Source organism: Synechococcus sp. MVIR-18-1, from assembly GCF_014279835.1.
Lineage (GTDB): Bacteria > Cyanobacteriota > Cyanobacteriia > PCC-6307 > Cyanobiaceae > Synechococcus_C.
Map to the genome: position 1 here is coordinate 1,711,496 of NZ_CP047942.1, position 24,713 is coordinate 1,736,208.

Annotated in this window: 28 protein-coding genes; 16 read left to right on the plus strand and 12 right to left on the minus strand. The window is 55.1% G+C overall.

Annotation, left to right across the window (positions count from 1 at the left end):
* Nucleotides 1-77: 77 nt before the first annotated feature.
* The 4 genes from SynMVIR181_RS09190 to SynMVIR181_RS09205 all read left to right on the plus strand — a co-directional run bounded on the left by SynMVIR181_RS09190 (nt 78) and on the right by SynMVIR181_RS09205 (nt 4,821).
* On the plus strand, nt 78-1,874 hold the full coding sequence (locus SynMVIR181_RS09190) for a proline--tRNA ligase (RefSeq protein ID WP_186589028.1): 1,797 nt from the start codon (nt 78-80) through the stop codon (nt 1,872-1,874).
* A 32-nt stretch (nt 1,875-1,906) separates the two neighbouring features.
* A complete protein-coding gene (gene psb27, locus SynMVIR181_RS09195) occupies nt 1,907-2,329 on the plus strand; it encodes a photosystem II protein Psb27 (protein ID WP_186523494.1) in 423 nt (140 codons plus the stop codon).
* A 66-nt stretch (nt 2,330-2,395) separates the two neighbouring features.
* A complete protein-coding gene (locus SynMVIR181_RS09200) occupies nt 2,396-3,733 on the plus strand; it encodes an adenylosuccinate synthase (protein ID WP_186589029.1) in 1,338 nt (445 codons plus the stop codon).
* Nucleotides 3,734-3,807: 74 nt separating this feature from the next.
* On the plus strand, nt 3,808-4,821 hold the full coding sequence (locus tag SynMVIR181_RS09205) for an adenosine kinase (protein WP_186589030.1): 1,014 nt from the start codon (nt 3,808-3,810) through the stop codon (nt 4,819-4,821).
* On the opposite strand, the gene cutA is transcribed toward SynMVIR181_RS09205, so the two are convergent.
* Nucleotides 4,805-5,137, minus strand: coding sequence for a divalent-cation tolerance protein CutA (gene cutA / locus SynMVIR181_RS09210; protein ID WP_186589031.1), 333 nt, complete (start codon nt 5,135-5,137; stop codon nt 4,805-4,807). The two genes, SynMVIR181_RS09205 and cutA, sit on opposite strands and share 17 nt — an antisense overlap.
* A complete protein-coding gene (gene cobK / locus SynMVIR181_RS09215; RefSeq protein WP_186590595.1) occupies nt 5,121-5,915 on the minus strand; it encodes a precorrin-6A reductase in 795 nt (264 codons plus the stop codon). The genes cutA and cobK overlap by 17 nt, the downstream gene beginning before the upstream one ends.
* 29 nt (nt 5,916-5,944) lie before the next feature.
* On the opposite strand from cobK, the gene SynMVIR181_RS09220 reads away from it, so the two are divergent.
* Nucleotides 5,945-6,439, plus strand: a complete 495-nt coding sequence (locus SynMVIR181_RS09220; RefSeq protein WP_186589032.1) for a single-stranded DNA-binding protein — start codon at nt 5,945-5,947, stop codon at nt 6,437-6,439.
* A 21-nt stretch (nt 6,440-6,460) separates the two neighbouring features.
* On the opposite strand, the gene SynMVIR181_RS09225 is transcribed toward SynMVIR181_RS09220, so the two are convergent.
* A complete protein-coding gene (locus tag SynMVIR181_RS09225) occupies nt 6,461-6,655 on the minus strand; it encodes a hypothetical protein (protein ID WP_186589033.1) in 195 nt (64 codons plus the stop codon).
* 67 nt (nt 6,656-6,722) lie between these two features.
* On the opposite strand from SynMVIR181_RS09225, the gene SynMVIR181_RS09230 reads away from it, so the two are divergent.
* From SynMVIR181_RS09230 to SynMVIR181_RS09240, 3 genes are read left to right on the plus strand one after another with little or no spacing between them, the layout of a single operon-like run.
* The gene (locus SynMVIR181_RS09230; RefSeq protein WP_186589034.1) at nt 6,723-7,289 is read left to right on the plus strand and encodes a DUF2854 domain-containing protein; all 567 of its coding nucleotides are present in this window, start codon (nt 6,723-6,725) and stop codon (nt 7,287-7,289) included.
* A 10-nt stretch (nt 7,290-7,299) separates the two neighbouring features.
* Nucleotides 7,300-8,157, plus strand: coding sequence for an acetylglutamate kinase (gene argB / locus SynMVIR181_RS09235; RefSeq protein ID WP_370593896.1), 858 nt, complete (start codon nt 7,300-7,302; stop codon nt 8,155-8,157).
* 3 nt (nt 8,158-8,160) lie between these two features.
* The gene (locus SynMVIR181_RS09240; protein WP_186589035.1) at nt 8,161-9,255 is read left to right on the plus strand and encodes a DUF3153 domain-containing protein; all 1,095 of its coding nucleotides are present in this window, start codon (nt 8,161-8,163) and stop codon (nt 9,253-9,255) included.
* A 2-nt stretch (nt 9,256-9,257) separates the two neighbouring features.
* On the opposite strand, the gene priA is transcribed toward SynMVIR181_RS09240, so the two are convergent.
* Nucleotides 9,258-11,537: a primosomal protein N' gene (gene priA / locus SynMVIR181_RS09245; protein ID WP_186589036.1), complete on the minus strand. Its 2,280-nt coding sequence runs from the start codon at nt 11,535-11,537 to the stop codon at nt 9,258-9,260.
* 319 nt (nt 11,538-11,856) lie between these two features.
* Here priA and rpoD point away from each other — a divergent pair, with 319 nt between their 5' ends.
* Together rpoD and SynMVIR181_RS09255 are read left to right on the plus strand one after the other, a co-directional pair.
* The gene (gene rpoD, locus SynMVIR181_RS09250) at nt 11,857-13,179 is read left to right on the plus strand and encodes an RNA polymerase sigma factor RpoD (RefSeq protein WP_186589037.1); all 1,323 of its coding nucleotides are present in this window, start codon (nt 11,857-11,859) and stop codon (nt 13,177-13,179) included.
* 233 nt (nt 13,180-13,412) lie between these two features.
* Entirely contained in the window at nt 13,413-13,769 is a 357-nt protein-coding gene (locus tag SynMVIR181_RS09255) for a hypothetical protein (protein ID WP_186589038.1), read from the plus strand.
* 38 nt (nt 13,770-13,807) lie between these two features.
* On the opposite strand, the gene SynMVIR181_RS09260 is transcribed toward SynMVIR181_RS09255, so the two are convergent.
* Nucleotides 13,808-14,263 (minus strand): DUF6561 domain-containing protein, encoded by a 456-nt coding sequence (locus SynMVIR181_RS09260; RefSeq protein WP_186589039.1) that lies wholly within the window; start codon nt 14,261-14,263, stop codon nt 13,808-13,810.
* A 165-nt stretch (nt 14,264-14,428) separates the two neighbouring features.
* Here SynMVIR181_RS09260 and hemC point away from each other — a divergent pair, with 165 nt between their 5' ends.
* Complete coding sequence (gene hemC, locus SynMVIR181_RS09265) at nt 14,429-15,379, plus strand: hydroxymethylbilane synthase (RefSeq protein WP_186523515.1); 951 nt, start codon at nt 14,429-14,431, stop codon at nt 15,377-15,379.
* 10 nt (nt 15,380-15,389) lie between these two features.
* Here the strand turns inward: hemC and SynMVIR181_RS09270 are convergent, their stop codons facing one another.
* Nucleotides 15,390-15,917 carry a L,D-transpeptidase gene (locus tag SynMVIR181_RS09270; RefSeq protein ID WP_186589040.1) on the minus strand — a complete coding sequence of 176 codons (528 nt, stop codon included), beginning with the start codon at nt 15,915-15,917 and terminating at the stop codon, nt 15,390-15,392.
* A 128-nt stretch (nt 15,918-16,045) separates the two neighbouring features.
* Between SynMVIR181_RS09270 and SynMVIR181_RS09275 the strand changes: the two genes are divergently transcribed.
* On the plus strand, nt 16,046-17,023 hold the full coding sequence (locus SynMVIR181_RS09275) for a hypothetical protein (protein WP_186589041.1): 978 nt from the start codon (nt 16,046-16,048) through the stop codon (nt 17,021-17,023).
* A 73-nt stretch (nt 17,024-17,096) separates the two neighbouring features.
* Here SynMVIR181_RS09275 and SynMVIR181_RS09280 read toward each other — a convergent pair whose 3' ends face one another.
* The 5 genes from SynMVIR181_RS09280 to SynMVIR181_RS09295 all read right to left on the minus strand — a co-directional run bounded on the left by SynMVIR181_RS09280 (nt 17,097) and on the right by SynMVIR181_RS09295 (nt 20,225).
* Nucleotides 17,097-17,684: an inorganic diphosphatase gene (locus SynMVIR181_RS09280; protein ID WP_048346946.1), complete on the minus strand. Its 588-nt coding sequence runs from the start codon at nt 17,682-17,684 to the stop codon at nt 17,097-17,099.
* A gap of 82 nt (nt 17,685-17,766) precedes the next feature.
* Nucleotides 17,767-19,302 (minus strand): carboxypeptidase M32, encoded by a 1,536-nt coding sequence (locus tag SynMVIR181_RS09285; protein WP_186589042.1) that lies wholly within the window; start codon nt 19,300-19,302, stop codon nt 17,767-17,769.
* 106 nt (nt 19,303-19,408) lie between these two features.
* The gene (locus SynMVIR181_RS09290) at nt 19,409-19,693 is read right to left on the minus strand and encodes a DUF6737 family protein (RefSeq protein WP_370593841.1); all 285 of its coding nucleotides are present in this window, start codon (nt 19,691-19,693) and stop codon (nt 19,409-19,411) included.
* Complete coding sequence (locus tag SynMVIR181_RS13315; protein ID WP_255444234.1) at nt 19,642-19,875, minus strand: hypothetical protein; 234 nt, start codon at nt 19,873-19,875, stop codon at nt 19,642-19,644. The genes SynMVIR181_RS09290 and SynMVIR181_RS13315 overlap by 52 nt, the downstream gene beginning before the upstream one ends.
* A gap of 62 nt (nt 19,876-19,937) precedes the next feature.
* Nucleotides 19,938-20,225, minus strand: a complete 288-nt coding sequence (locus SynMVIR181_RS09295; protein WP_186589044.1) for a hypothetical protein — start codon at nt 20,223-20,225, stop codon at nt 19,938-19,940.
* A gap of 93 nt (nt 20,226-20,318) precedes the next feature.
* Between SynMVIR181_RS09295 and SynMVIR181_RS09300 the strand changes: the two genes are divergently transcribed.
* From SynMVIR181_RS09300 to SynMVIR181_RS09315, 4 genes are all read left to right on the plus strand, one after another.
* On the plus strand, nt 20,319-20,618 hold the full coding sequence (locus SynMVIR181_RS09300; protein ID WP_186589045.1) for a 4a-hydroxytetrahydrobiopterin dehydratase: 300 nt from the start codon (nt 20,319-20,321) through the stop codon (nt 20,616-20,618).
* An 8-nt stretch (nt 20,619-20,626) separates the two neighbouring features.
* Entirely contained in the window at nt 20,627-21,691 is a 1,065-nt protein-coding gene (locus tag SynMVIR181_RS09305; protein ID WP_186589046.1) for a GTP-binding protein, read from the plus strand.
* Nucleotides 21,692-21,774: 83 nt separating this feature from the next.
* Complete coding sequence (locus SynMVIR181_RS09310) at nt 21,775-21,930, plus strand: hypothetical protein (RefSeq protein WP_186590704.1); 156 nt, start codon at nt 21,775-21,777, stop codon at nt 21,928-21,930.
* A 198-nt stretch (nt 21,931-22,128) separates the two neighbouring features.
* Nucleotides 22,129-23,667: an iron ABC transporter permease gene (locus tag SynMVIR181_RS09315; protein ID WP_186589047.1), complete on the plus strand. Its 1,539-nt coding sequence runs from the start codon at nt 22,129-22,131 to the stop codon at nt 23,665-23,667.
* Here the strand turns inward: SynMVIR181_RS09315 and SynMVIR181_RS09320 are convergent.
* A complete protein-coding gene (locus SynMVIR181_RS09320) occupies nt 23,664-24,710 on the minus strand; it encodes an esterase-like activity of phytase family protein (protein WP_186589048.1) in 1,047 nt (348 codons plus the stop codon). The genes SynMVIR181_RS09315 and SynMVIR181_RS09320 overlap by 4 nt on opposite strands.
* Between the last annotated feature and the right edge of the window lie 3 nt (nt 24,711-24,713).

The following is a 24,713-nucleotide window of genomic DNA, read 5'->3' on the forward strand; positions in this document are numbered from 1 at the left end:
GGCGATCGGGACACTTCCTTAAGCGACCATTTTCTCGCAGCGATGGTAGCTTCCAATCTCATTCAACACTTATTGCTATGCGCGTCTCCCGCCTGATGCTGGTGACGCTGCGGGATGTTCCCGCTGACGCCGAAATCGCTTCGCAACAACTGCTAATTCGTGGCGGGTATATCCGACGCGTTGGCTCAGGAATTTATGCCTATCTCCCACTGATGTGGAGGGTCCTTCAAAGGGTGATGAGAATCGTCAGGGAGGAGATGAATCAAATTGGTGCACTTGAAACGTTGTTACCTCAACTTCAACCAGCCGAATTGTGGGAAAAAAGTGGCCGTTGGCAGGGATACACCGCTGGAGAGGGGATCATGTTCCACCTTGAAGATCGCCAGGAACGCTCCCTTGGCCTGGGTCCCACCCATGAAGAAGTGATCACGGAATTGGCCAGTGATCTACTGAAGTCATATCGCCAGCTCCCAGTCACCCTTTATCAAATTCAAAGCAAATTCAGGGACGAGATTCGCCCCCGCTTTGGCTTGATGCGGAGCCGCGAATTCATCATGAAAGATGCCTATTCCTTCCATGGAGATGAAGGAGACCTGGCCAGCATGTACACGCAGATGGAGAGGGCCTACACCCAAGTCTTCCAACGTTGCGGCCTGACGGCTGTCGGAGTTGATGCCGACAGTGGAGCCATCGGCGGCGCCGCATCCCAGGAATTCATGGTGACAGCCGATGCAGGAGAAGATTTGATCCTCATCAGTCCTGATGGTGATTACGCAGCCAATCAAGAAAAAGCCGTCTCAATCGCACCACCTGCTCTGCCCTTACCCAGCGGGAAATCACAGGTCATTGCCACTCCAGGGCAGCTCACGATTGATGCTCTGTGTTCAGCCCATGCGCTTGATCCCAGTCAGGTGGTCAAAGTGCTGCTACTCCTCGCCAAGCTTGAGTCCGGCGATGAACAGCCGGTTCTTGTCTGTCTGCGCGGAGACCAGGAACTCAACGAGGTGAAGCTTGTTAACGCACTCACAAAACAACTCGACAGCCCCGTTCTCGATCTCAACCCGATCAATGCCGAACAACTGAAATATCAAGGACTGGAGCCCTTCCCGTTTGGCTCCATCGGCCCCGACCTCTCAGATCACCTCCTCGCTGGGGCGCGCAGCTGGCGGAACACGTTCTACAAGCTCGCTGACACAACAGCTGCAGAGCTCGACCGTTTTGTCTGCGGAGCCAACACAAGCGACGAACACCGTTGGGGCTGCAACTGGTCTGATCTCGGCGCCATCCCCACGATGGATCTCCGTAATGCCAGAGCAGGCGATCACTGTGTCCATAGGCCAGAACAGAGCCTCGAAGAACGACGCGGGATCGAGGTGGGACATATTTTTCAGCTTGGCCGCAAGTACTCCCAATCGATGGGAGCGCAAATCACCACAAACGAGGGCAAACAGGAGCACCTCTGGATGGGGTGTTACGGCATCGGAATCTCACGACTAGCCCAGGCCGCCGTTGAGCAGCATCACGATGACGCCGGAATGATCTGGCCGCTCAGCATTGCCCCGTTTCAGGTGATCGTGGTGGTGGCCAATATTCAAGATGAGGTCCAAATGGCCCTCGGTGAGGAGATTTACAACGAGCTCCGTGCCTCCGGGATCGATGCCCTACTGGACGATCGTGGAGAGCGGGCCGGGGTGAAATTCAAAGATGCCGATCTCATCGGCATCCCTTGGAGAGTTGTCGTTGGTCGTGCTGCCGCCGAGGGAAACGTGGAACTGGTGCAACGTTCAAAACGAGACGCCAACGTTTTAAGCAAGGCCGACGCCATCTCGTCCCTTTTTAAAGCGATCCCAACCGAGCTTCGGGTCCAGCTCTAACCCGCGTAAAGTCCACCAAATTTCCTCCGGTCATGATCGCCGTACTGAAACGCCTCACTCGCCGTCTAACCAATGTGACCTTGGCCCTTTGCCTTGGGCTTGCTTTGCTCGTGACGGCTTGCGGGAACGAATCGTCCACCCTTACCGGGGACTACGTCCAAGACACCGTTGCTGTAGCCCACACCATTCACGACACTTTGGCGTTGCCCCAGGACGCGGCGAATCGCCAAGAAGCTGAAGGCGAGGCCCGCGACTTGATCACCGAGTACGTCTCTCGTTACAGAGCACGTCCCAAGGTGAACGGCTTGAGTTCATTCACGACCATGCAGACCGCACTCAATTCCTTGGCTGGTCACTACAACAATTACACCAACCGTCCCGTTCCCGATGCGCTGAGAGCCAGGATCGACAAGGAATTGGGCAAGGCCGAGAAAGCAGCAGTTCGCGGCACTTGATCACAAAATCGAACAGCACTTTGACCGCAGGCACGACTGTCTGCGAAAGTGCTGGATTGTGCAGAAATGCGGCTTCGGGCCGCCGATTCTTTGGCCAATGTTGTCGTCATCGGTGCTCAATGGGGTGACGAGGGAAAAGGAAAGATCACCGATCTTCTGAGCCGCTCCGCCGATGTCGTGGTGCGTTATCAGGGAGGCGTTAACGCTGGTCACACCATCGTGGTGGACGGTCGAGTGCTCAAACTCCACCTGATCCCTTCCGGAATCCTCTACCCAGACACCACGTGCCTGATCGGCTCCGGGACCGTTGTTGATCCCAAGGTGATGCTTGGAGAACTCGACATGCTGATCTCCAACGGGATCGACATTTCAGGCCTCAAGTTGGCATCGACTGCGCACGTCACGATGCCTTACCACCGCCTCTTGGATCTGGCGATGGAAAAGCAACGAGGTGAACGCAAAATCGGCACCACCGGCCGCGGCATCGGTCCCACTTACGCAGACAAGTCTCAGCGAAGTGGCATCCGTGTTCTCGACCTGCTCGATGAAGATCGGCTGCGTGATCGGCTTGAAGGCCCGCTGAGCGAAAAAAATCAACTGCTCGAAACCATCTATGGCGAAAAGCCATTGGATGCTGAAGAAATCATCCGTGAATATCTGGCTTACGGAAAACGACTAGCCCCTCATGTGGTGGATTGCACCCGCGCCATCCATGAAGCCGCAAGCGACCGCAAAAATATTCTTTTTGAGGGTGCACAAGGCACTCTGCTCGACCTCGATCACGGCACCTATCCCTATGTGACCTCCTCCAACCCAGTGTCAGGAGGTGCCTGCATCGGTGCTGGCGTCGGTCCGACCCTGATCGACAGAGTGATTGGAGTCGCCAAGGCCTACACCACTCGGGTTGGAGAAGGTCCCTTCCCCACAGAACTCTCTGGAAGCTTGAACGACCAGCTGTGTGATCGAGGCGGAGAATTTGGAACAACCACGGGCCGCCGTCGCCGCTGTGGCTGGTTTGATGGCGTGATTGGGCGCTACGCCGTTCAAGTCAACGGACTGGACTGCCTTGCGATCACCAAGCTCGATGTGCTGGATGAAATGGATGAAATCCAAGTGTCAGTGGCCTACGAGCTTGATGGCGAACGCATCGATTACTTCCCCAGCAGCTCCGAAGATTTCGCTCGTTGCAAGCCAATCTTTGAGACCCTCCCTGGTTGGCAATGTTCCACGGCTGAATGCCGTCGACTCGAAGACCTTCCTGCCCCAGCGATGGCTTACCTACGCTTCCTAGCCGACCTGATGGACGTGCCGATTGCGATCGTTTCCCTCGGTGCCAGCCGAGACCAAACGATCGTGGTGGAGGATCCGATCCATGGTCCTAAGCGCGCTCTCCTCAGCGCCTAAGCGCACTCGCATCGCCCCCTCAGAGCAGCGATCCAACGAACAGCCATACTTTCGCTGTATTAACGACAGCAGAGATGTCCTCCACTCCCCGGTTCAGCACTGCAAGTTCTCTCGACGTGGTGGGCATCGGTAACGCCATCGTCGACGTGTTGGTTCAAACCGAGGACCAGTTTCTGAGCGATCACAACCTCAGCAAGGGCAGCATGGCCCTTGTGGATGAAGACCAAGCCAAAAGCCTCTACGAAGCCAGCGGTCCAGGTCTCGAAACCTCCGGAGGTTCAGCTGCAAACACACTGGCTGGCCTCGCTCAACTCGGAAGCAAGGCCGGTTTCATTGGTCGTGTTCGTGACGACCAACTCGGGACCATCTTTATCCACGACATCCAGTCTGTTGGGACCCGTTTCGAGACACCGGCTGCCGTGAGCGGTGCGAGCACGGCCCGTTGCCTCATTCTCGTGACCTCGGATGCTGAACGCACCATGTGCACCTATCTCGGTGCCTCAACCCAACTGGACCCTGATGATCTTGACCTCTCCATGGTTCGCGACACCAAGGTGCTCTATCTCGAGGGCTACCTCTGGGACAGTCCTGCAGCAAAAAAGGCCTTCATCACAGCCGCAGAAGCCTGCCGGGAAAGCGGCGGGCAAGTAGCCCTGTCGCTTTCCGATGGCTTCTGCGTTGACCGTCACCGTGAAAGCTTTCTCGAGCTTGTTGACGGACATGTGGATGTGCTCTTTGCCAACGAGGATGAGATCAAATCTCTGTACGGAGCAGCTGACTTCGAGAGCGCGCTTGAGCAAGTCAAAGGTCGCTGCAGCGTGGCCGTCTTAACCCGCAGCGCTCAAGGCTCTGTCGTGCTCTGCGGGGATCAGCGCTGGGAAATCCCCTCCTACAAGCTCGGAGATCTCGTCGACACCACGGGAGCCGGCGATCTCTATGCGGGTGGTTTTCTGCATGGCTACACCCATGACTTCCCTTTAGACGTCTGCGGCAAAATGGGGTCCATCTGTGCCGGGCAGGTCGTGACCCAATTAGGACCTCGCTCAAAGGTTTCACTGCCTGATCTGATCGCTAAGCATCTGGATTGATCGACGCCGCGGCCCAAGCGCCATAGGCGTGCGATGGCCGAGCCTGCCAGTGAAGAATCTCGGGGTTGTTGTAGCTGTGGAGCGCCTCAATAGCCCCGAGCACCGCGTTCAAACCGGGTGCCGTGGTCTTGATCAAAAGCTGCACTTCATCGGCACGTTCAACCCGTCCTTCCCAGCGATAGCAAGACTGAATGGCCTGAAAGCTCACACAAGCGGCGAGCTCACGGCTGATCAGCTGCTCAGCGAGTGCAGAGGCTCTCTGTTGATCAGCCTCGGTGGTTAAGACCAACCACAAAGGATCAGGGTGTTGTGCCATTCAGATGCGCCAGAAGCTGGCTCACGCTATGCACGACAGGAACTTCAGCAATGGGTGAAGGTCGGCGCAGGAGCCATAACGCAAACCCCATTTCCATCGAAAGGCTCGCCCAGAGCGCCTCAGTCGCTCCTCCCGACTGCCTACAGACCACGTCTGTGATCGCCCAGCGCCTGCAAACAGCAGCTTCCAGTGCACCTGGCTGGGGACCCTGAAGTGGTCGCACCACCGCTAGGTGTTCTGGTGGAACGCCTGCTGCCGCTGCCTTCATGAGAGACATTGGCGAAGGAAGAACTCGGGCAAACACTGTGGCCCCTGCGTCACGAGCGACCTGCGCTGCTTCAACCAACTGGCGGGCACCAAGGGCCAGGAGAAGTCGTCGTCCCGATAGGCCGTGATCAGCAAGGTCAGCCATGGAGCCGAGTACAACCGCCTTGCCCGAGGCCTCCATCCGCCGTTCGAATCGCACCAACCCCTGGCCCGAGACCTTGCAAGCCTGGTTCAACTGGTCACTGATCCTCAGCGCAAACGGGTGCGTGGCATCCACAACCCAATCCACAGGAATCGTCTGCAGCCATTGAGAAATTCCCTGTGAACCACCCAGAGCACCCACGTGGATCTCGTCCACATCCATTCCTCGATAGGGATGGGCCGCCATGGCGCCCACGACGCTGACATGGACATGCCATCCCTGCGAGATCAAAGCCTCAGCTAAGTGCGGGCCATCACCCGTCCCTGCCAGCAACCAGACAGTCCCCTGGCGATTCTCCTGTCGGTGCATCAGGATGGCGCTCACTGTCATAGCTGAGAATGAACCACTGCGTGCTCGAGGTGGATGTCCTTCAAGCTCCCACCCTGCGATACACCCAAGACAATCAAACGCCCATTGCTGAGATGGACGTGTCCTTCGATGCCCTCAGGCCCGATGACCCCAAAGGGCAGTTGAAAGTGGTGGGATGGGGCAACCTCGCTCAAGACCTTCAAAACCGAGTGCAGGTCGGGCAACGTCTCGTCATTGAAGGCCGACTGCGTATGAATACTGTTCCCCGTCAAGACGGCACGAAAGAGAAAAAAGCTGAGTTCACCCTTTCGCGGCTGCATTCAGTAGGCGCGGCTGGATCCACGACAGCATCAAGCCAAGGCCAGCCCCCTGCCGCAGCGCGCACAGCTCCAGCTCGACCCGTACCAGCTCAAATGCCTCAGTCCTCCGAATCAGCGGGCAAGCCAGCGCCGGCCGGCCAGGATTCAGCGGCTCAGTGGAACACCTCTCCCCTCGTTCCCGAGACCGACGACATTCCCTTTTAAGACCAAGGGGCTGCAAAGTTTTCACTGACTTTTGTCAGAACATTGCTCTGCAGCACGCAACAGCAGCTGACCGAGCTCTCGCTCGAGAGCCGCTAAATCCAGTCTTAACTCTGGCCAGCGGCCGCGATCAATTTGTTCGAGCAACCACGCACGATCGGCCTCCAGCTGAGCAATCAGCTCTCGGCTATCTACAGGCTGCACGGAGGGGATGTTCATGTTTATTGGACTTCTCCACCCATCCTGCAGCCCTCTTGGTCACAATGGCTTCAATGCACGGGCCCCCATGAACGAGCTCATTTCGCCCGGAAGTCTGATCACCATCGCTGGCGGTGTCCTCACCGTGGTTGGTGCACTGGCCTACGGAGCTGGCAATGCCAATCTCAGCTTGCCCACCATTTTTTATGGAATTCCGATTCTTCTCGGGGGTCTTGCGCTCAAATCCTCAGAACTTCCCCCAGCACGCCGGGTGACACCCAAAGCAAAATTTCGCGAGGAACGCGAGGCTGCATCTCCTGAACTGGTCAAGCTGCTAAATGACGTCACGCGCTGGCGCTATGGGCAGAAAGCTCACCTCGAGAGCTCTCTCGAAGCGTTGAAACTCTGGGACGAGGACAAGCCTTCACAGCTGCTGGAAATTGAAGAGATCAGTAGTGAGGGTGGATATGGCCTCAGAATGCGTTTTGCCTGTGAAGCCGTCGGTCTCGAGCGCTGGCAAGAACGCCGCGAGCGCTTAGGTCGTTTTTTCGCTAAGGGTTTAGAGGCGCAAATCCTGCCGTTGGAGAACGATCAACTCGATTTGAAGCTGCTTCCAAAGAGTGACGCCACGACAAGCGAGCATGGAGAGCCCTGAGCAGCTTCAAATGGATGATTCCCTAAGGGTCTCCGTCCTGAGCGAGGCCCTCCCTTACATCCAACGTTTTGCTGGGAGACGGATCGTAGTCAAGTACGGCGGTGCAGCCATGGTCCACGCAGAGTTGCGTGATGCCGTCTTTCGCGACATCGCCTTGCTGGCCAGTGTGGGTGTGCAACCTGTGGTTGTTCATGGCGGAGGCCCAGAGATCAACACCTGGCTGAAGCGGCTCAATATTCCCTCTGAATTTCGTGACGGCTTGCGCGTCACCGATGCCGACACTATGGACGTGGTGGAAATGGTTCTTGTCGGCCGCGTGAACAAACAGATCGTCAATGGACTCAACCGACTGGGAGCAAGTGCTGTAGGTCTCAGCGGTAGTGACGGCCGACTGGTCGAGGCACGTCCCTGGGGTGATGGCAACCACGGCTTGGTCGGCGATGTGGCACGGGTGAATCCAGATGTGTTGGAACCACTCCTGGCACGGGGATACGTTCCGGTGATTTCAAGCGTGGCTGCCAACCCGGAAGGGGAATCTCACAACATCAATGCCGACACAGTTGCTGGTGAGCTTGCTGCCGCACTCGAAGCGGAAAAATTGGTTTTGCTAACGGACACCCCAGGAATCCTTCGCGATCGTGACAACCCCGACTCCCTGATCCGACAACTCCGGCTGTCTGAGGCACGGCAATTGATCCACGACGGTGTTGTTGCCGGTGGGATGACGCCAAAAACCGAATGTTGTATTCGTGCCCTGGCTCAAGGGGTTGCTGCAGCGCACATCCTGGATGGTCGTGTCCCCCACGCCTTGCTCCTTGAAGTGTTTACAGATGCAGGCATCGGAACGATGGTTCTGGGCCGCGGTTAATCGATGACCAATGCACTGGCAGCCGCGGAAGCCGCTCTCGAGCGTGGCGATTACGGCCAGTGCATCGCACTGTTGGAGCCGCTAGCAGAAGCCAACCCGATCACGAACAGTCAAGGGGCTGAGATCCGCATGCTGTTGGTCACAGCTTGGATGGGGAAGGGAGATGAAAGCAAGGCGCTGAGCATCTGCCGACTGCTCACGCGTTGCAAGGATCTAGAGGTGCGCAACAGGGCGCGGCAGTTGCTGGATGTTCTTGAGGCGCCAAGCCTGGCAAGACCTGAGAGCTGGTCGATGCAACTCCCGACTTTGGAGATGGATCCAAGTGTGGGCAAACGTCCAAAGCTGTTGAGTCGCCGCAAGCTGCCGCCGCCGCCGCCATCACCTCCCACCGGTCCAACCAGGGCCCCAGCAGCAGGCTTCGCGGTGCTGGTCATCACCGTGCTGGTGGGGTTAACACTCTTGTTGAGTGGCTGCGTACGCATCACCGCAGACCTCAGTCTCCCTGGACCAGACAGGGTGGAGATGGCTTGGACAATCGACAGCCGCAGTGGCTTACAACTTCCTTGGCAGGACGCATTCAGCCAGGAGTTGAAGGCGAGGCAGCTGCCTTGGAACATTCGAAACGCAGGCAACGGTCACCTTGAGGTGAAAGCACCAACTCAAAACAGTGAAGAGGCCTCTGCACTCCTTAGCCAAACGGTTGCGGCAGCAGGGCGAACCGCCGGCCTTCTCTTGCCGGCACCCACCCTCAAACTGGATGAGCGCAATTGGCTTGTCGGTCTTAAGCAGGAGCTGCTCTTGGAGCTGGATCTCAGCGCTCTTGACAGCCTGAATGAGCTACAAATCGCGGTACGCCTTAGGGACCAAGCGAGCTTGCGCAGCTTGCAAAGCAGCCCTGCCATGGCGAGCAAAAATGCCAAGGGTGAGCTCATCTGGCCGCTCACAATTGGCGTTCAGAATCGTTTGCAGTGGAGTCAATGGCGCTGGAGCCGCCTTGGACTCGGCAGTCTTGCGATCTTGGCGCTGCTTGTGTTGACCGCCGGCCTGCAACGGCTTCGGCTGCTCATGGGTTTCGGCTACCCGGAATTACCGTCTTGAGTTCAGAGCTGCAGTGGGTCTGGATCAACAGCCAGGGCTACACCACTGGGTAAGCCATCCCAGAGAGAGCTCCCGGGTGGCAAAGGCAAAGGCGAAGCTTGTGGACCATGCATTAATAGCTGCCAGCGACTGCGACCAGCAACCCGTGCCACCGGAGCTGGAGCAGGGCCAATCAGCTGCCAACCGGCGTTAATACAACCGGGGCGCAGTTGTTCCGCCAACACAGCTGCTGCTGTTGCCGTTGTAGATGCGGACGTCCCAGACAACCGCAACACGCACGCCCTGGCATAGGGCACCAATCCGGCTTCGCGGCGCTCTTGAGCTTCCTCCTCCAGAAAACGCTCATAACGGCCATCCACTAAATGCAAGATCACCGGATGATCAGGGCTATAGGTCTGAACGAGCACTTGCCCAGGACGCTCTCCACGGCCAGCCCTGCCTGCCAATTGCAACAACAACTGAAGCGCCTGCTCCCCAGCCCGGAGATCGGGACGATGCAACAGGCCATCAGCGGCCAACACGGCGGCAAGCGTGACGCGCGGTAAATCCATCCCTTTCGCCAGCATTTGGGTTCCAACCAAGACATCGGCTTCACCAGCTGCAAATTGATCCAACAAACGCCGATGTCCGTCGCGTCCACCCGTGGTGTCGCGATCAAAGCGCAACAACCTCAGTCCCTCCAACTCAGACTCCAGCTGTTCCAAAACCCTTTGCGTGCCAGCGCCGAAGGGCTTAAAAGCCGACGAGCCACAGTGCCCGCAGTTGGCTGCGACCGGGGCTCGATGATCACACCAGTGGCAACGCAGCCACTGGTGACCGGTGCTTTTCCCATGAACGGTTAACGCCACATCGCAGTGAGGACACTGGACGACCTCACCACAGCTGCGGCAGCTCACAAACGTGCTGTAACCACGGCGTGGCACCAAGACAACCGCCTGCTCCCCCTGTTCGGGAAGTTTCGACAACCGATCCATCAGCGCCCTGCTGATCAAGCGCCGATGGCCATCGGCGAGCTCATGGCGCATGTCAATGATCTGAACCGGGGGCAAAGGTTGAGCCGAGATGCGCTGTTGAAGCCGAGCCAAGGCCAACGGTCCTTCTGGGGCTAGCTGAATCCAGGTTTCAAGGGAGGGTGTTGCACTTCCAAGCAACAGACGACCTCCCTCCCGTTGCACTCTCGCCATCGCGAGGTCACGGGCGTGATAGCAGGGCATCGGGGACTCCTGCTTATAGGAGCTGTCGTGCTCCTCGTCCAACACGATCAAACCCAAGGGGCTAAGCGGCAGAAAGATGGAGGAGCGGGTGCCAACGATGACGAGTGGCTCCTCTGCATCCAGGCTGTTGCGCCAGGTGCGGACCCGTTCTCGTTCCGTGCAACCACTGTGATATTCGAGCACTCGAGAACCAAATCGACTCCGACAGCGATCCACCAGTTGGGGAATGAGACCAATTTCAGGCGTCAGCAACAACACATGCCGTCCTGCAGCCAACTCATCAGCAGCGAGCTGGAGATACACCTCGGTCTTGCCTGAACCGGTGATCCCCCAAAGCAGCACACCCCCACCATCGGGCTGATCTTTAAAGGTGTCGATCGCAACCTGCTGCTCGTCAGTGAGCGTTCTTGGCGCTTCGGTCGCCGCAGCCAAGCCCAGCGACAGCGTGCTTCGTTGCCCATCAGTGGCGAGACGCAACTCACGAACCAGACGCTCTCGGCGCACCAGAGCTTGGACAAGTCCTGCTTGAAAACCTGCAGCAACGAGATCTCGCTGCCACGCGCCTCCTCCTAACTCCTGCAACTTGGCGACCAAGCAGGCCTGTCGCTCAGGCAAGTCAGCCTCCAAACTGGCGCTGCTTTCAGACAAAGACACCCACCACAGCCTGCGTTCCTTCACGGTTGAAACCACGCGCTGCCCCAACCAACCAGGAGGGAGAGCTGCTTTCAACATTCGAAACGGGCTGGTGTGGCAACGCTGCGCCATCTCCTCAAGCCACAACCTCCAGGCCTTTCCGACAGCAACGGGTTGAAGGAGAGCTTCCACCGGCTGAAGCGGGCGATTCTCATCCTCAGGTTGTGTGCGGCAAGCCGTGACCAACCCTTGAATGCGACGACCGCGAAGAGACACCTGAACAAGGTCCCCTAAACGGACATTCAGCTGCTTGCGATCGCAGTAGGTGAAGGTGCGACCATCCCGACCAGCCTCAAGCCAAACATCGACCACCACTAGAACTGGCGGAGGGCGAACGGGGTTTTCTGAAAAATCGGTTATTGGGGTTGCGTTCATGACACCTTTTTTTTAAAATAAAAGGGTTGGACAGCTGAAAGGCTGTTGTTGGAACAAGCAGAGTTCCTTCCAAAGGGAAGATCCGAAGTTCGAGCCATGGGATTCCATGAAGCCGACCGGTCTGAGAATGCCCTTGACAGTTCTGCATCGGACCACTCCAGCTCTCTCAATTTTGCTTAACGCTCCGCGTTTTTCGTTGCGCACCGTTTCTATGACGGGAAGGTGACGCCACAAAAGCATCCGCCCTCATCCGGCCGGGTGCATTGACTGTTGATGACATTCGCTTCCTGTCCCGCTCTCTCCTTCGTTACTGACCGCCATGAGTCCTGCCGCGACCAAATTGGCACAGGCCAAAGCAACACCAGCGCCTTCGATCATGATGCTGGCCGATGAAAACGGTCAAGCAAAGCAGGTGAAGGCCAAAGCAAAGCCTGCCTCGAAAGCCAAAGCAGCAACAAAGGCCACCACCAAAACAAAAGCGAGTAAAATCGCCCCCAAAGCCAAAACCAGCAAAGCCAGCAGCAAAGCAAAAGCCACCACGACTGCAGCCAACCTGGACGCATCAGCGGATCAACTGCTTGCTGCTACGGAGACAACAGCAAGCGCAGCAAAAGCCATTGAAGCGGCTGCAACTAAAGCCAAAGCAGAAGCGAAAGCCAAGGTTTTGGCGAGCATCAAAGTAGGGCCTAAAGGCGTTTACACCGAAGACTCCATTCGGGTTTACCTTCAAGAGATCGGACGCATTCGCCTACTGCGGCCGGACGAAGAGATTGAATTGGCTCGCAAAATTGCGGACCTCCTGCATCTCGAGGAACTCGCTGCACAGTTTGAAAGCGACAACGGAAAACTTCCTGATACCAAGGAATGGGCAGCACTGGTTGAGATGCCAGTGATCCGCTTCCGTAGAAGATTGATGCTCGGGCGACGCGCCAAAGAAAAAATGGTGCAATCGAACTTGCGCCTGGTGGTGTCAATTGCAAAGAAATATATGAACCGAGGCCTGAGCTTTCAGGACCTCATTCAGGAAGGCAGCCTCGGTCTGATTCGTGCCGCAGAAAAATTCGATCACGAAAAAGGATACAAATTCTCGACCTATGCCACTTGGTGGATCCGTCAGGCCATCACCCGCGCCATCGCCGATCAGTCGCGAACCATCCGACTACCCGTTCACCTCTACGAGACCATTTCCAGGATCAAGAAAACCACCAAAGTCCTCAGCCAGGAGTTTGGACGCAAACCAACAGAGGAAGAAATCGCTGAATCGATGGAAATGACCATCGAGAAATTGAGATTCATCGCCAAGAGTGCCCAACTTCCAATTTCCCTCGAAACACCTATTGGCAAAGAAGAGGATTCACGACTAGGCGACTTCATCGAAGCCGATATCGAAAATCCAGAGCAAGATGTTGCCAAGAATCTTCTTCGCGAAGACCTTGAGGGAGTTCTTGCCACTCTGAGCCCTCGCGAGCGGGATGTCCTGCGCCTTCGCTACGGCCTTGACGATGGACGCATGAAGACATTGGAAGAGATTGGACAAATCTTTGATGTCACCCGTGAGCGGATTCGTCAAATCGAAGCCAAAGCTCTGCGAAAATTACGCCATCCCAATAGGAATGGCGTGCTCAAGGAGTACATCAAATAACAAGTCAAGTTTGAGGTTGTATCTCTCCTACCCCCTACCAAAGACAGGGGGTTTTTTAATGCTCCATGGCACGTAGGTCTATATCCACCAAAGCGGTATTAGTCATCGATACCCCTGAGAAAACCTTGCCCGAAAGACGTGCATAAAATCAAACGCAACGGACAGAGCTCTTTCTCGTCAACCATGACATCGATCAGCTCCTCACACTCATACAAAACCTCCTCTCAAAGCAAATGACTATCAACAACATAAACACATCACAAGAATTCCTAGAGGCCCTGGAATCACTTAAGCAAGCAAGACTTGTTACCCACTCATTTATGACGCATGACCACCAATTCAAAGGCCTGACCGAAGCCGAACAGAATGACCTTCAAAACAGCATCACGCCCTTTTTTAATGCCATTTTCGAAATCGAAGACCGGATCCTGTCTTGGTATCGCGAAATACATCCAGAACTCGCAGATGATGACGACTTGATTGAATCAATCGAAGACGAGCTTGGTTATGAAACGCTACTTTCCGAAAAGGGAAAAATAGACTTGGAAAAACTTTTCAAAGAGGACACTGAAAAAAGCAATCAAAACTGAATACAATTTTCTTTAAAAGCATCATCCCGCGCTGCGGCCTATGAAGCATCCTCAATGCATTCAGTAAATTCTTGAAAAGCTCGCTTTAGTCGTTCAACAGGTGTCTCTGAAGGCGGACACTCCTGGGATGTATTGCGTGCATAGACCTGAAGCAGCCGAGGATCAGGGTCAAGAATGGATGCCACTGCAGCTTTGTAAACCACAATATTTTTTTGCGACGTCAAGCCCTCTAAATAAGGCTGCAATTGCCAAGGCTGATCCGAGCTGGCTTGGATCACACTGAGCGGACGGATCAATTGGTACGCCCGTTCGCCATCTGGATCGGTTGTGTTCCTAAGCCGCGCCATCAAGACACCGCCACTGCTCAACAGGATCAATTTGATCGTGCCCTCATTCAAGAGTGGCAAAAATGGGAGGACCTCCTTAGCAGACGTTGCCTGATCCAGAGCAGGCAGACCGTCTTTACGAACTCCGTTAACCACAGGCCCTGGCATGGCATTCACTCAACTATGTTGAATTGTAAATCTGAGCGCTTGTGCAAGGCGACAAACAGCCAGGCCTTTGGGTAGCAAGCGCAACGACCCATGCCAATTTTCATAGACATGCACGTGACGGCGGGGGCACGTTTGCGTAATCTGGCGGATTGAAGTCTCTCAAACATGGCCCTAGAGCATCTGCGCATCGCCTCCCGCCGCAGCCAGCTGGCCATGGTTCAGACCAATTGGGTCAAAGCAGAATTAGAAAAAGCCCACCCCGGCCTTGCCATATCAGTTGAGGCAATGGCAACCCAAGGGGACAAAATTCTCGACGTTGCCCTCGCGAAGATCGGAGATAAAGGCTTATTCACCAAAGAGCTGGAAGCTCAAATGCTGGTGGGCCGTGCCGAGATCGCCGTTCACTCCCTAAAAGACCTGCCCACGAATCTTCCCGAGGGGCTGATGCTGGGTTGCATCACCGAACGGGAAGACCCCGCCGATGCCTTGGTGGTGAACAGCAAGAACGCTGAGTACAAACTCGAGACACTGCCAGAGGGTTCCATCGTTGGAACGAGCTCTCTACGTCGCCTTGCCCAACTGCGCTACCACTATCCCCATCTTCAGTTCAAAGACGTTCGTGGAAACGTCATTACGAGACTTGAGAAGCTCGACTCAGGCAATTACGACTGTTTAATTTTGGCCGCAGCTGGCCTCAGTCGACTCGGCTTCGGCGATCGAATTCACCAAAGCATCCCCGGAAACATCTCTCTTCATGCAGTGGGACAAGGAGCTCTAGGGATTGAATGCGTTTGCGATCGTCCCGAAGTGATGGAGCTGATTCAAGTGCTAAACCATGAACCAACTTCAGCCCGCTGCTTAGCAGAACGAGCATTCCTGAGAGTTCTGGAGGGCGGTTGCCAAGTGCCAATCGGCGTCAATAGCCATATTCAGGGGGACACAATCCAGCTCACTGGAATGGTGGCCAGCCTTGATGGCAAACGACTCATCCGTGACGAGCAAGCTGGCCCCCTAGCCGACCCTGAAGCGGTGGGACGAGACCTCGCCCACAAGCTCAAGGATCAAGGAGCCGGCGAGATCCTTCAGGAGATCTTTGAACAGGAACGAGGCCAGTGATCGCTGGGGGTCAACGCTTAATTTCCACTGCCATCCCCACTTCCACGTGGTCATACAGCTTCTGAACATGCGCATTCAACATGCGTACACAGCCGTTGGATACCGACGCTCTGGTTTTCACCCAATGAGGCCAGGGAGTGCCATGAATTCCGAATTGATTGGGTCCACTTCGCAGGAAACCAATCCAGCGATGCCCCAACGGGCTTTGAAGACCACGTTTGGGATGCAGCTTCCCTGACTTAGTGCTCTGGTACTGAGGGTTCATCATCATGTTCTCGACCTTGAACAGCCCAGAGGGCGTAGGGGTCTTGGGATCACCAATGGCTACCGGCCATGGGCCAAGGGTCTGGCCCTGGCGCACAACGCTGATTTGCCTGCGGCCCAGATCCAAGACAACACGCCCTTGCTCTGGAGGACGAACAGCCATCGACACTTGGATGGGCTGGGCCTGAGACAGCGCTGGAGCCGCCACGAGAAGAGAGGAAGCGAGCAATCCCAGTGAAGACAAAGGAACGCAAGAGGCGCATTTGAGACCCATGGATGGACAACCAAGACTCACTGGTCTCAACGTATGCACTGTGCGAAAAAAAAACCGCACACTGCGAGGAGTGAAACCTTAAGGATTTCAGAAATGTGCTACGCAAGCCCTAATTCATCAAATCTGGAATGAAGAACCAACCGTGCTGGCCCGAAGCAGACGCAAAGCTGTTCTTGCAAGCCATGCACGAAGTGGGCTCCATGGGAGGCATTGCAGACGTTGAGCCCATCACCATCGAAATGATGGAATCCATTCAGAACTTTGTTCTGAAGTCGTCCGTCGACCTGAACCATCTAAAGGGCATCGCACCAGCAGATTTATCAGAAAAGATATCCGATCAAAAGAAACGCGAACAACTCCTTCAAATCCTCATTCTTCTTCCTTATGTTGACATGAAGGTCGACCCGAGGATGGTAGAAACTGTAGATAAATTCGCAGAACATCTAGAGATTCATCCCAATACAATCAAAGACTTACATCGAGTTCGAGACAACCACTTAAAGCGACTTTTACTCGATTATGGACGCAGGAGCTTAGGCGAATTCCTAGGCCTTGATTCAGCACCTAAAGTGATCAAAGGTGTCATCACAATGTTCCATCAAGCCATCGGAGATAGGGGTGTTTCTGAGCGCTACCAGCAATTAGAGTCCTATCCAGAAGGCAGCCTCGGCCACACTGTGTTCCATTGGTACCGGGATAGAAATTGGGCACTACCAGGAGAGAAAAAAAGCACATCTGAATTGCTCTTAAATCACGATTGCTGCCACATTCTTGGAGGATTTAATACGGATGTCCAAGGCGAAATGAATGTAGCAGCCTTTCAGGCTGGGCTTTTTGATGATGGCTTTGGATTTGAATCACTTCTAGAGGTTATTCTCGACTTTCACTTGGGAAAAGCTTTCAGCACTGTTGGAGATATCATTCCACCCTCAACGGGAGCCTTTCACCCTAACGATGCAATGGCAGGATATGAAAAGGGTTTAGCTTGCAATGTAAACCTCGTTAGGGATTTAAACTTCTGGTCAGAAGCAGAACAATCCGTTTTCACTCTCAGAGAGAAGTTTAATATTCCAGCCTCCTCTGGCCCTCTTTTGATTAAGCCCTAAATCAGAGATTAAGCAATAAAAAGCGGGGTATCACCCCGCTTTTACCTACTTGTTCAACGAGAACACGAGGAGATCAGTCAACCAACTTAGGGTCGATGTCAGTCATGTAGCGAGCTTCGCAGCTCTTGATAATCTCCACAGCCTTTTCGGTACCAAAAAATCCATTCACCGTGCAGGTTCCTGGCTTCTTCAAATCCTTGTAGTGCTCCCAGTAATAAGTGGTTTCTTTCTTCCATTGCTCACCAAGATCTTCAAAGCTCTTGATGTGATCAACACGCTTGTCATCGGCCAATACGGCGATCACCTTGTCATCAACCTCACCACCATCATCAAAGGTCATGATGCCGATGATCCTTGCTTCCACGATCGAACCTGGAATTAAGGGTTCGGTCACATTCACGATCTCAATATCAAGAGGATCTCCGTCCTCGTCCCAGGTACGAGGAATACAGCCATAGGCAAAGGGATAAGCCAGAGAGGAGTAACCGACCCGATCCAACTTGAGATGGCCTGTTTCCGTAATGAGCTCGTACTTGTTGATCGTGTTGGAGTTGAGCTCCACGATGGTGTTGAGGCGTAGCTCAGCCTCATCAGCAAAGGCCGGCAGCACATGAAGCAGGTTGGGCATGCTGCGGCTTGGAGCCTGGTCGAGATTGGCCATGGAAGAGGACGATCAGCGCCGGAATCCTACGGGGAGCCAGATCCCAGCAATAAAGCACGCTGGCGCGTCATAAACGTAACTTTTACGTGCCGCCGACTGGGCTCGTCGCTAAAACCCGGTCGAGTTTGTCTTCCAAGTAGCGCAAGAATGGTTCAGGCGTCAGGGCTCGACCACTCACGGACTGAACCAATTGTTCGGCATTCATGGCCCGTCCGACGGGATGCACATGCTGACGGAGCCAGTCCAGCAAGGGTGAGACATCACCCCGACGAACATGGTCCTCGGGGCAACCAATCGCAGCGGCCATTGCCTCGCTCAGCTGAGCACTGATCAGATGTCCAAGCAGATACGAAGGGAAGTATCCAAACAGTCCTTCGCTCCAGTGAACATCCTGAAGGCAGCCCTCTGCATCATTGGCTGGTGTCACGCCAAGAAGCTCGCCGTAACGCCGATTCCATTCAGCAGGAAGCTCCTCCACCGGAAGGCCTTGCTCGAGCAAGGCAATTTCTAGATCCGTTCGAATCATGATGTGCAATCCATAGCTGAGCTCATCGGCCTCCACCCGGTTCAAACCAGGAGCTAAAGGATTCATCGCCCTCCAGAGAGCGTCTGCTGATGGGAGAGGAGCCCCGGCAGCCTCAAACTCCTTCCACCACTGCTGCGCAAACGGTTGACTTCTTGCAACCCGATTTTCCCAAAATAGAGATTGACTTTCGTGCACGGCCATGGATGTCGCCTGCCCCAAAGGCCAGGCGAACCATTGATGTTTCTGATCTGGAAGACCCTGCTCATACAGTGAGTGGCCCCATTCATGGGCCGTAGCCAGGAAACAGGACAGCGGTTGCCCTGGAACAACTCTGGTCGTGATTCTGTAGTCGCTCGGACCAAGCGTGATCGAGAAGGGATGGGGGGATCGCGCAACACAGGTGATCGACGCATCCCGTCCCCAGGAGCTCAACAACGTGTCGCAGAGCTGTTGCTGTGATGGTTCAGGGAGATCCCAACTGAGCTCTCTCTGACGTGGCTGCCCTCCAGCGCGTTGCAACAACTCTGGCAAGCGCTGGCGAAGCGGTGCAAACAACTCCTGCAAACGCTTCAAGGTGAGATCCGGCTCAAATGGTTGAGCCAGTGTTTCCCAACAACTGCGCGGCTCAGCAAGCTGTCGAGCCTGTTCTTGACGCAATCCAATGATGGAGCGCAAGGAGGGAGCAAATAAGCCGAAATCCGATTTGGCACGAGCTTGTTGCCAGTTGTTGTAGCCGTCGGCTTTGGCCGTTGCCAACGCTGCTACCAAAGCAGGATCTAACGCCTGTTGCCGGCCCAGATCCTGCTCGAGCAAGTCAAGATTCCTGCCGCAAGCCAACTTTTCCGTCGTTGAAAGCCCTGACTGGCTCCACTCAACACGAGCTTCCTGAATTAAATCGGCATACTCCCGAGAGCTTTGCCGGGAATGCAATTGAATCGCCAGTAGTGCCAGTTGCTCTCCACGCCAGGAGGCCCCGGCGGAGGGCATGCGCGTGTTTTGGTCCCAGTACAGCGTGCTCGCAATGGAGCCCGTGATTTTGGTCTGATGCAGGTAATCGCCTAACCGATCCCAGGCCGTGGTCCTGGATCCCATCTGGGCTCCAACTCTGGTTAAACCTTATACAGCTCGGTGCTTTGAGGTGAAGACACCCACACATTTCAGCGAAGCAAATTCACCACACCCGTGGTGGTGATTGGATTCAAGGCAGGAGTTGAATCTCCTCTTGCCTTCTGTACGCAGTGGGCACAATCACCAGAAACAACATCCACCAGGCCAAAATTGCCAGGGTGATGGGAAGCGTGATCCAAAGTCGATGTAGGAATTGCCAGCTGCCAAGTGTGATGACAACGCCTGTGAGCACAATGCTCCAGGGCTGACACCACCACGGTTTCAGAGACCAAAAAGCAACTGGCTGTTGATTCACGTTCAGACCTACTTTTTCCTGCAATAACCAGCCCCAACATTCATCCAACCGGAGTCGCAAGCCTCACCATTTGTAGGCCTCATTTGATAATTAATAGGCGAAACGCAGGTGCTACCAAGAGTATTCACATAACCCAACGGGCACTGATCATGACCCTGTGCTTTGGGGATTTTTTTCTGAGCAAGGGCGTCGGTGGGTGCAACCAGAGACAACAACACCCCGAGAGCAAATAAACGGACCATTCGAGTTGAGTTAGCTATCGGCAGCTTAGTGATGACGTTGTTGGGCGTCAGAAAGCAACAACTCATTGTTTGCGGCAATACCCTCCACCCACATCCAGCCATCCAGATGGGCAGGCTCGACCATCGATGGCTTGAACTGTATGAGTCCTCATCCCGAGTGTGCTGCATTTTCCATTGAGCATGTCCACATAGCCCAAAGGGCAACGGCTCTCGATTTTTTCAACAATTCGCTGCGCCGAAGCGGATGGTGCCTGACAGGCCCACAACACAATCGATGCTGTGGCAAGGACAGCACTCACACTCCAGGTCCGCAAAGAGGACGAACGACCAGACAAGGGCGTCATCGCCATCGGCACTCAAAACGCCCTAAAACATTAGTGGTGGTTTTAGCTCTGTTTTGGGTCTGAACCAAACTCCAGACACCTCAAAATCCAGATTCATCTATGTCAAAGCAAGCTGTTTTGCTCGATGACGCGGCACGTCAAAGCCTCTGCTCCTCTTGTCCTTCCTGGACGATTGCAGCTGATGGACTGGAGAGGGAATGGCGCTTCCAATCCTTCATTGAAGCCTTTGGCTTCATGACTCAGGTCGCACTTCTAGCCGAATGCGCCAATCACCACCCTGAGTGGAGCAATGTTTACAACCGTGTCACCATTCGTCTTACGACCCATGATCTTGGCGGACTCTCCAGCCGTGATGCCGAATTAGCCCAAGCGATCGACTCTCTCTCTCCAACCTTTTAAATCCGGCCATGTCAGCGACTGCTTCCAACCAAAGGATTCAGACCAACGGAACTCCTGTCACTATTCTCACCGGATTTCTAGGCGCAGGAAAGACCACTCTTCTCAATCACATTCTCAGCAATCAAGACGGTCTCAAAACAGCTGTTCTGGTCAACGAGTTCGGAGAGATTGGCATCGACAACGATCTTGTGGTGAGCACCAGCGCAGACATGGTGGAACTCAGCAATGGCTGCATCTGCTGCACGATTAACGGCGAATTGCTGGAAGCTGTCGATCGCATCTTGAAGCGCCCCGAACCTTTGGACTATTTGGTTGTGGAGACGACAGGTCTTGCCGATCCACTTCCCGTAGCCATGACATTTCTAGGCAGTGAATTGCGAGATCAGACCAGGTTGGATTCAATCATCACCCTGGTTGATGCTGAAAATTGCAATGCTCGCGTTTTTGAAAGTGAAGTGGGTCGCTCCCAAATTATTTACGGAGACATTCTTCTTCTCAACAAAACAGATTTGGTATCCACAGAGCGTGTCAAAGAATTAGAAGAAAGCCTGCGCAGTATCAAAAAAGACGCTCGCATCCTTCATTCCGTAAAGGGAGATGTTCCCCTGCCTCTCTTGATGAGTGTTGGATTATTTGAGAGTGATCGCGTGGCGACCAAAGCCGATCACGACCATCACGATCACGGGCACGATCACGCGCATGCGCACCACGACCACGACCACGCGCATCATGACCATGCGCACCACGACCATGCGGACCATCTCGACATCGAGGGATACACCTCCCTCTCATTCAGTAGCGATGGACCCTTCTCGCTCCGTAAATTTCAAAACTTCCTCGACAATCAATTGCCCGAGAGCGTCTTTCGCGCCAAGGGCATCCTTTGGTTTAACGAAAGTGAAAAGCGCCATGTTTTTCACTTAGCTGGCAAACGCTTCTCTATCGATGACAGCGACTGGGATGGCGAACGCAAAAATCAACTGGTGTTGATCGGTCAGGAGATGGATCACAGCACCCTCAGGAGGCAACTCCAAGCCTGTGTCGCCAAAGATGCTGGCCAAGGCTTTTCCTAAGCCAACCAACCCATTCCAACGGTTGAAATCCGATTGAGATGTCGATACCGAATCATTCTGATTAGAGTTTCCCCAGCTTTGGGTTGGCGATGTTTGAGCTCACCCTTCTGGGGACTTGTTGCATTCTGATTGGCATCCTCCTTTGGTTTAACGCCAACTCTGACGATGACGACAACAGCGGTGGCGGCTTGATGGAACCCGCACTCGTCCCGATCCCTGTACGGCAATACCGACGCTAATAGCGTGATTTCGGCTCAGTGAACCTCTTAAACAAGGGATTGATTGGGCAGAAGGACCAAGCCAAACAATCCACTCTTGAGTATCGTTCTCAACATGCTCTTGGTGCGAATGCAAGTCAGTAGCAATCCATTGCGTGGACGTGGACCTGACTGCTTCCTCCTTGTGAATGTTCGAGCCCTAGGCCTTCGCTACCACTCATGACAAGCAAGAGCTTGCAAGCCCAGTGGCAGCAAGGGAGGACCCTATTGGCAGTCGTGGCCTGCCTCCTCGCAGCGCTCGCGCTCTTTCCCTTAGGCGGATTAATCGGCGAGGGCGTCAGAGGCCTTCTTCTTGGTTCGGCCAGCCTGGGCGCCGATGGTCTGATCCAAATCCGAGGAACAACCCTCCTGCTGCTTGGCACCGCGAGCCTCGGAGCGATTCTTGGCTCCGCAAATGGCTGGCTCCTCGCCAATTGCCGCTTTCCAGGCCGACGCCTTCTTCGGATTGCCCAGCTTCTCCCGCTCGCCAGCCCCTCGTATCTTCTCGCCGCAACGCTCGTGGATCTGGGCAGCATCCATGGGATCCGAATTTATGGACTGGGTTGGGGTGTACTGGTCATGGCCTTGAGCACCTATCCCTACGTTTTCCTGCTCAGCACTGAAAGCTTCAGCATCTGCGGTCGCCGTCAACTAGAAGCCTGCCGTTGCCTCGGAGTGGGTCCATGGGAAAGCTTTCGACGCATCGCCCTCCCGATGGCTCTCCCTGCCATAGGAGCGGGAATCGCCCTGATGGGAATGGAGGTGGTCAACGAACTTGGGGCCGTTCAACTCCTAGGCATTCCAAGTCTCTCCGCTGGAATTCTCCAAGCCTGGCAACTCGAAGGAAACCCAGCAGGAGCGGTAGGACTTGCCCTAGTCACGCTGATCATCGTGACGGGTCTGTTGATTGGCGAACGCAAACTGCGTCGTCGTAGCCGTCGATGGTCGGAAGGCCTAACGGGTGGAGAATCCCCGAACTGGACTCTCACTGGAACGAGAGCCTTGGCCGCTCAGGCCTTGGGGTTCATTCCACCGTTTCTCAGTCTTGGCACGCCCTTGATCTGGGCCTGCTTGAACCTTGATCAACTTCAAACCGGTTTGCAACCAGAACTGTTGCTGTTGACCTTGCGCAGTCTTGGTCTCGCCCTCGCCGCGGCAGGTTTGGCCTTGGCAGCGGCCTTGCTCCTGGCGATCACAAAACGCTGGACCACGGCCCCTTGGCTGCACAGCCTCACCTTTCTCGCCGGACTCGGATACGCGATTCCAGGTGCGGTGCTCGCCCTGGCCTTACTGCTCATCGGTGGGCCCTGGCAGCTCTCACCCATCCTGCTGTTGCTCTGGGGCTACAGCGATCGCTTCCTTGCCGTTGCCAAAGGGGGACTTGATGCAGGCTTGGAACGCATGTCACCCAGCCTGGACGAGGCAGCCACCGGCCTGGGCTGTCGCTGGCCGGATGTGCTCCGTCGCATTCACATCCCCCTGCTGCGGGGCCCGCTCGCGGTCGGTGCACTGCTTGTCTTTGTGGACACGGTGAAGGAGCTACCTCTCACCTTCGCGCTTCGCCCCTTTGATTTCGACACCCTTTCCGTGCGGGTCTTTCAATACGCGAGCGACGAACGGCTCGCCGCAGCGCTTTGGCCTGCCTTGATGATCCTGGGACTCGGACTCATTGCTGCAGCGGCCCTGATTCCAGGCCTCGATCACACAACTGAGACTTAATCCTTCGGTAATGACCGGCATCGAGGGCTACGGCGCGGAGCCAACAGTCCCACCAAATTTCGCTGAATCAGACTGAAATTATCGTCACTGACGATCACGAGAGTGCGACGCCCATCGTCAAGCTTTGGCCCCCAAGCCAGACCCTCCCAATTTTCGCGAGGAACCTCCTCAGTTGTGAAATCCCAACCCGTGATGGGCTGCAAAGCCAACGGAGACGGACGTGCAGGCCAAGAGAACAATTGAAGCTTGGCCGTCCAATGAAGTGGCCGATGACGACGAATCAGTGCCAACAATGCTGGTGGGCCATCCAATGCAAGAAGTTCGGTGAGTCCCACCGTTTCTTCTGAATCGGTTTCTTCTGGATCTGTTTCTGCTGGATCTGAGTCGCTGGAATCGAGAGGCAAGCGACCACGCTCTTCCAGGACACCTTCCCGGTCCAAATGCGCTAACCGAACGCCATCCGTATCCCCTTGAGCGAGATCCTGAAGCAACGGAGCCTCTGCTGCCAGCACAAGTCCCCCATCGCTGGATCGCGTTAAAGACTCGGGCCCTTGATTCACAGCGAGTCCCTGACCAGGACGAGCTGTCCATGCAGGAGGCAGACGCTTGGTCTCCAATAACCATCCATTGCGAAGCGAAAAGCGCTGAAGACGCGCCTGGTGCCCTGCTTGACGGCGCCCCTCGCTAACAATCCAAACCCCGTGGTTGCCCGTCAGCACCAAACCCTCTGCGTCAAAAGAGGGAGGAAGAGGAGTTCCACTTTGGTCACGCAAAACCAAGCGAGGACCAACCTGCAATGGATCGCCTGTTCGTAATGCTTTTGCAAGAGGGCCAACTGGCAACAAATATCCCCGAGACGCATCACTCACCAACCAAAGCCGGTCATCCGAAGCCTGGTAGGCAGCTGCTGAAAACCCTCCAAGGGACAGCCCGTTATCGGCTCGTTTTGGGAGTTCCCACAGACGAATCAGAGCCCAGCCAGCCTCCAGCGGACAGGGCAAAGCCTCCCAGCGCATTGGGAGTTCAGGGAGCGGCCACACCATCAG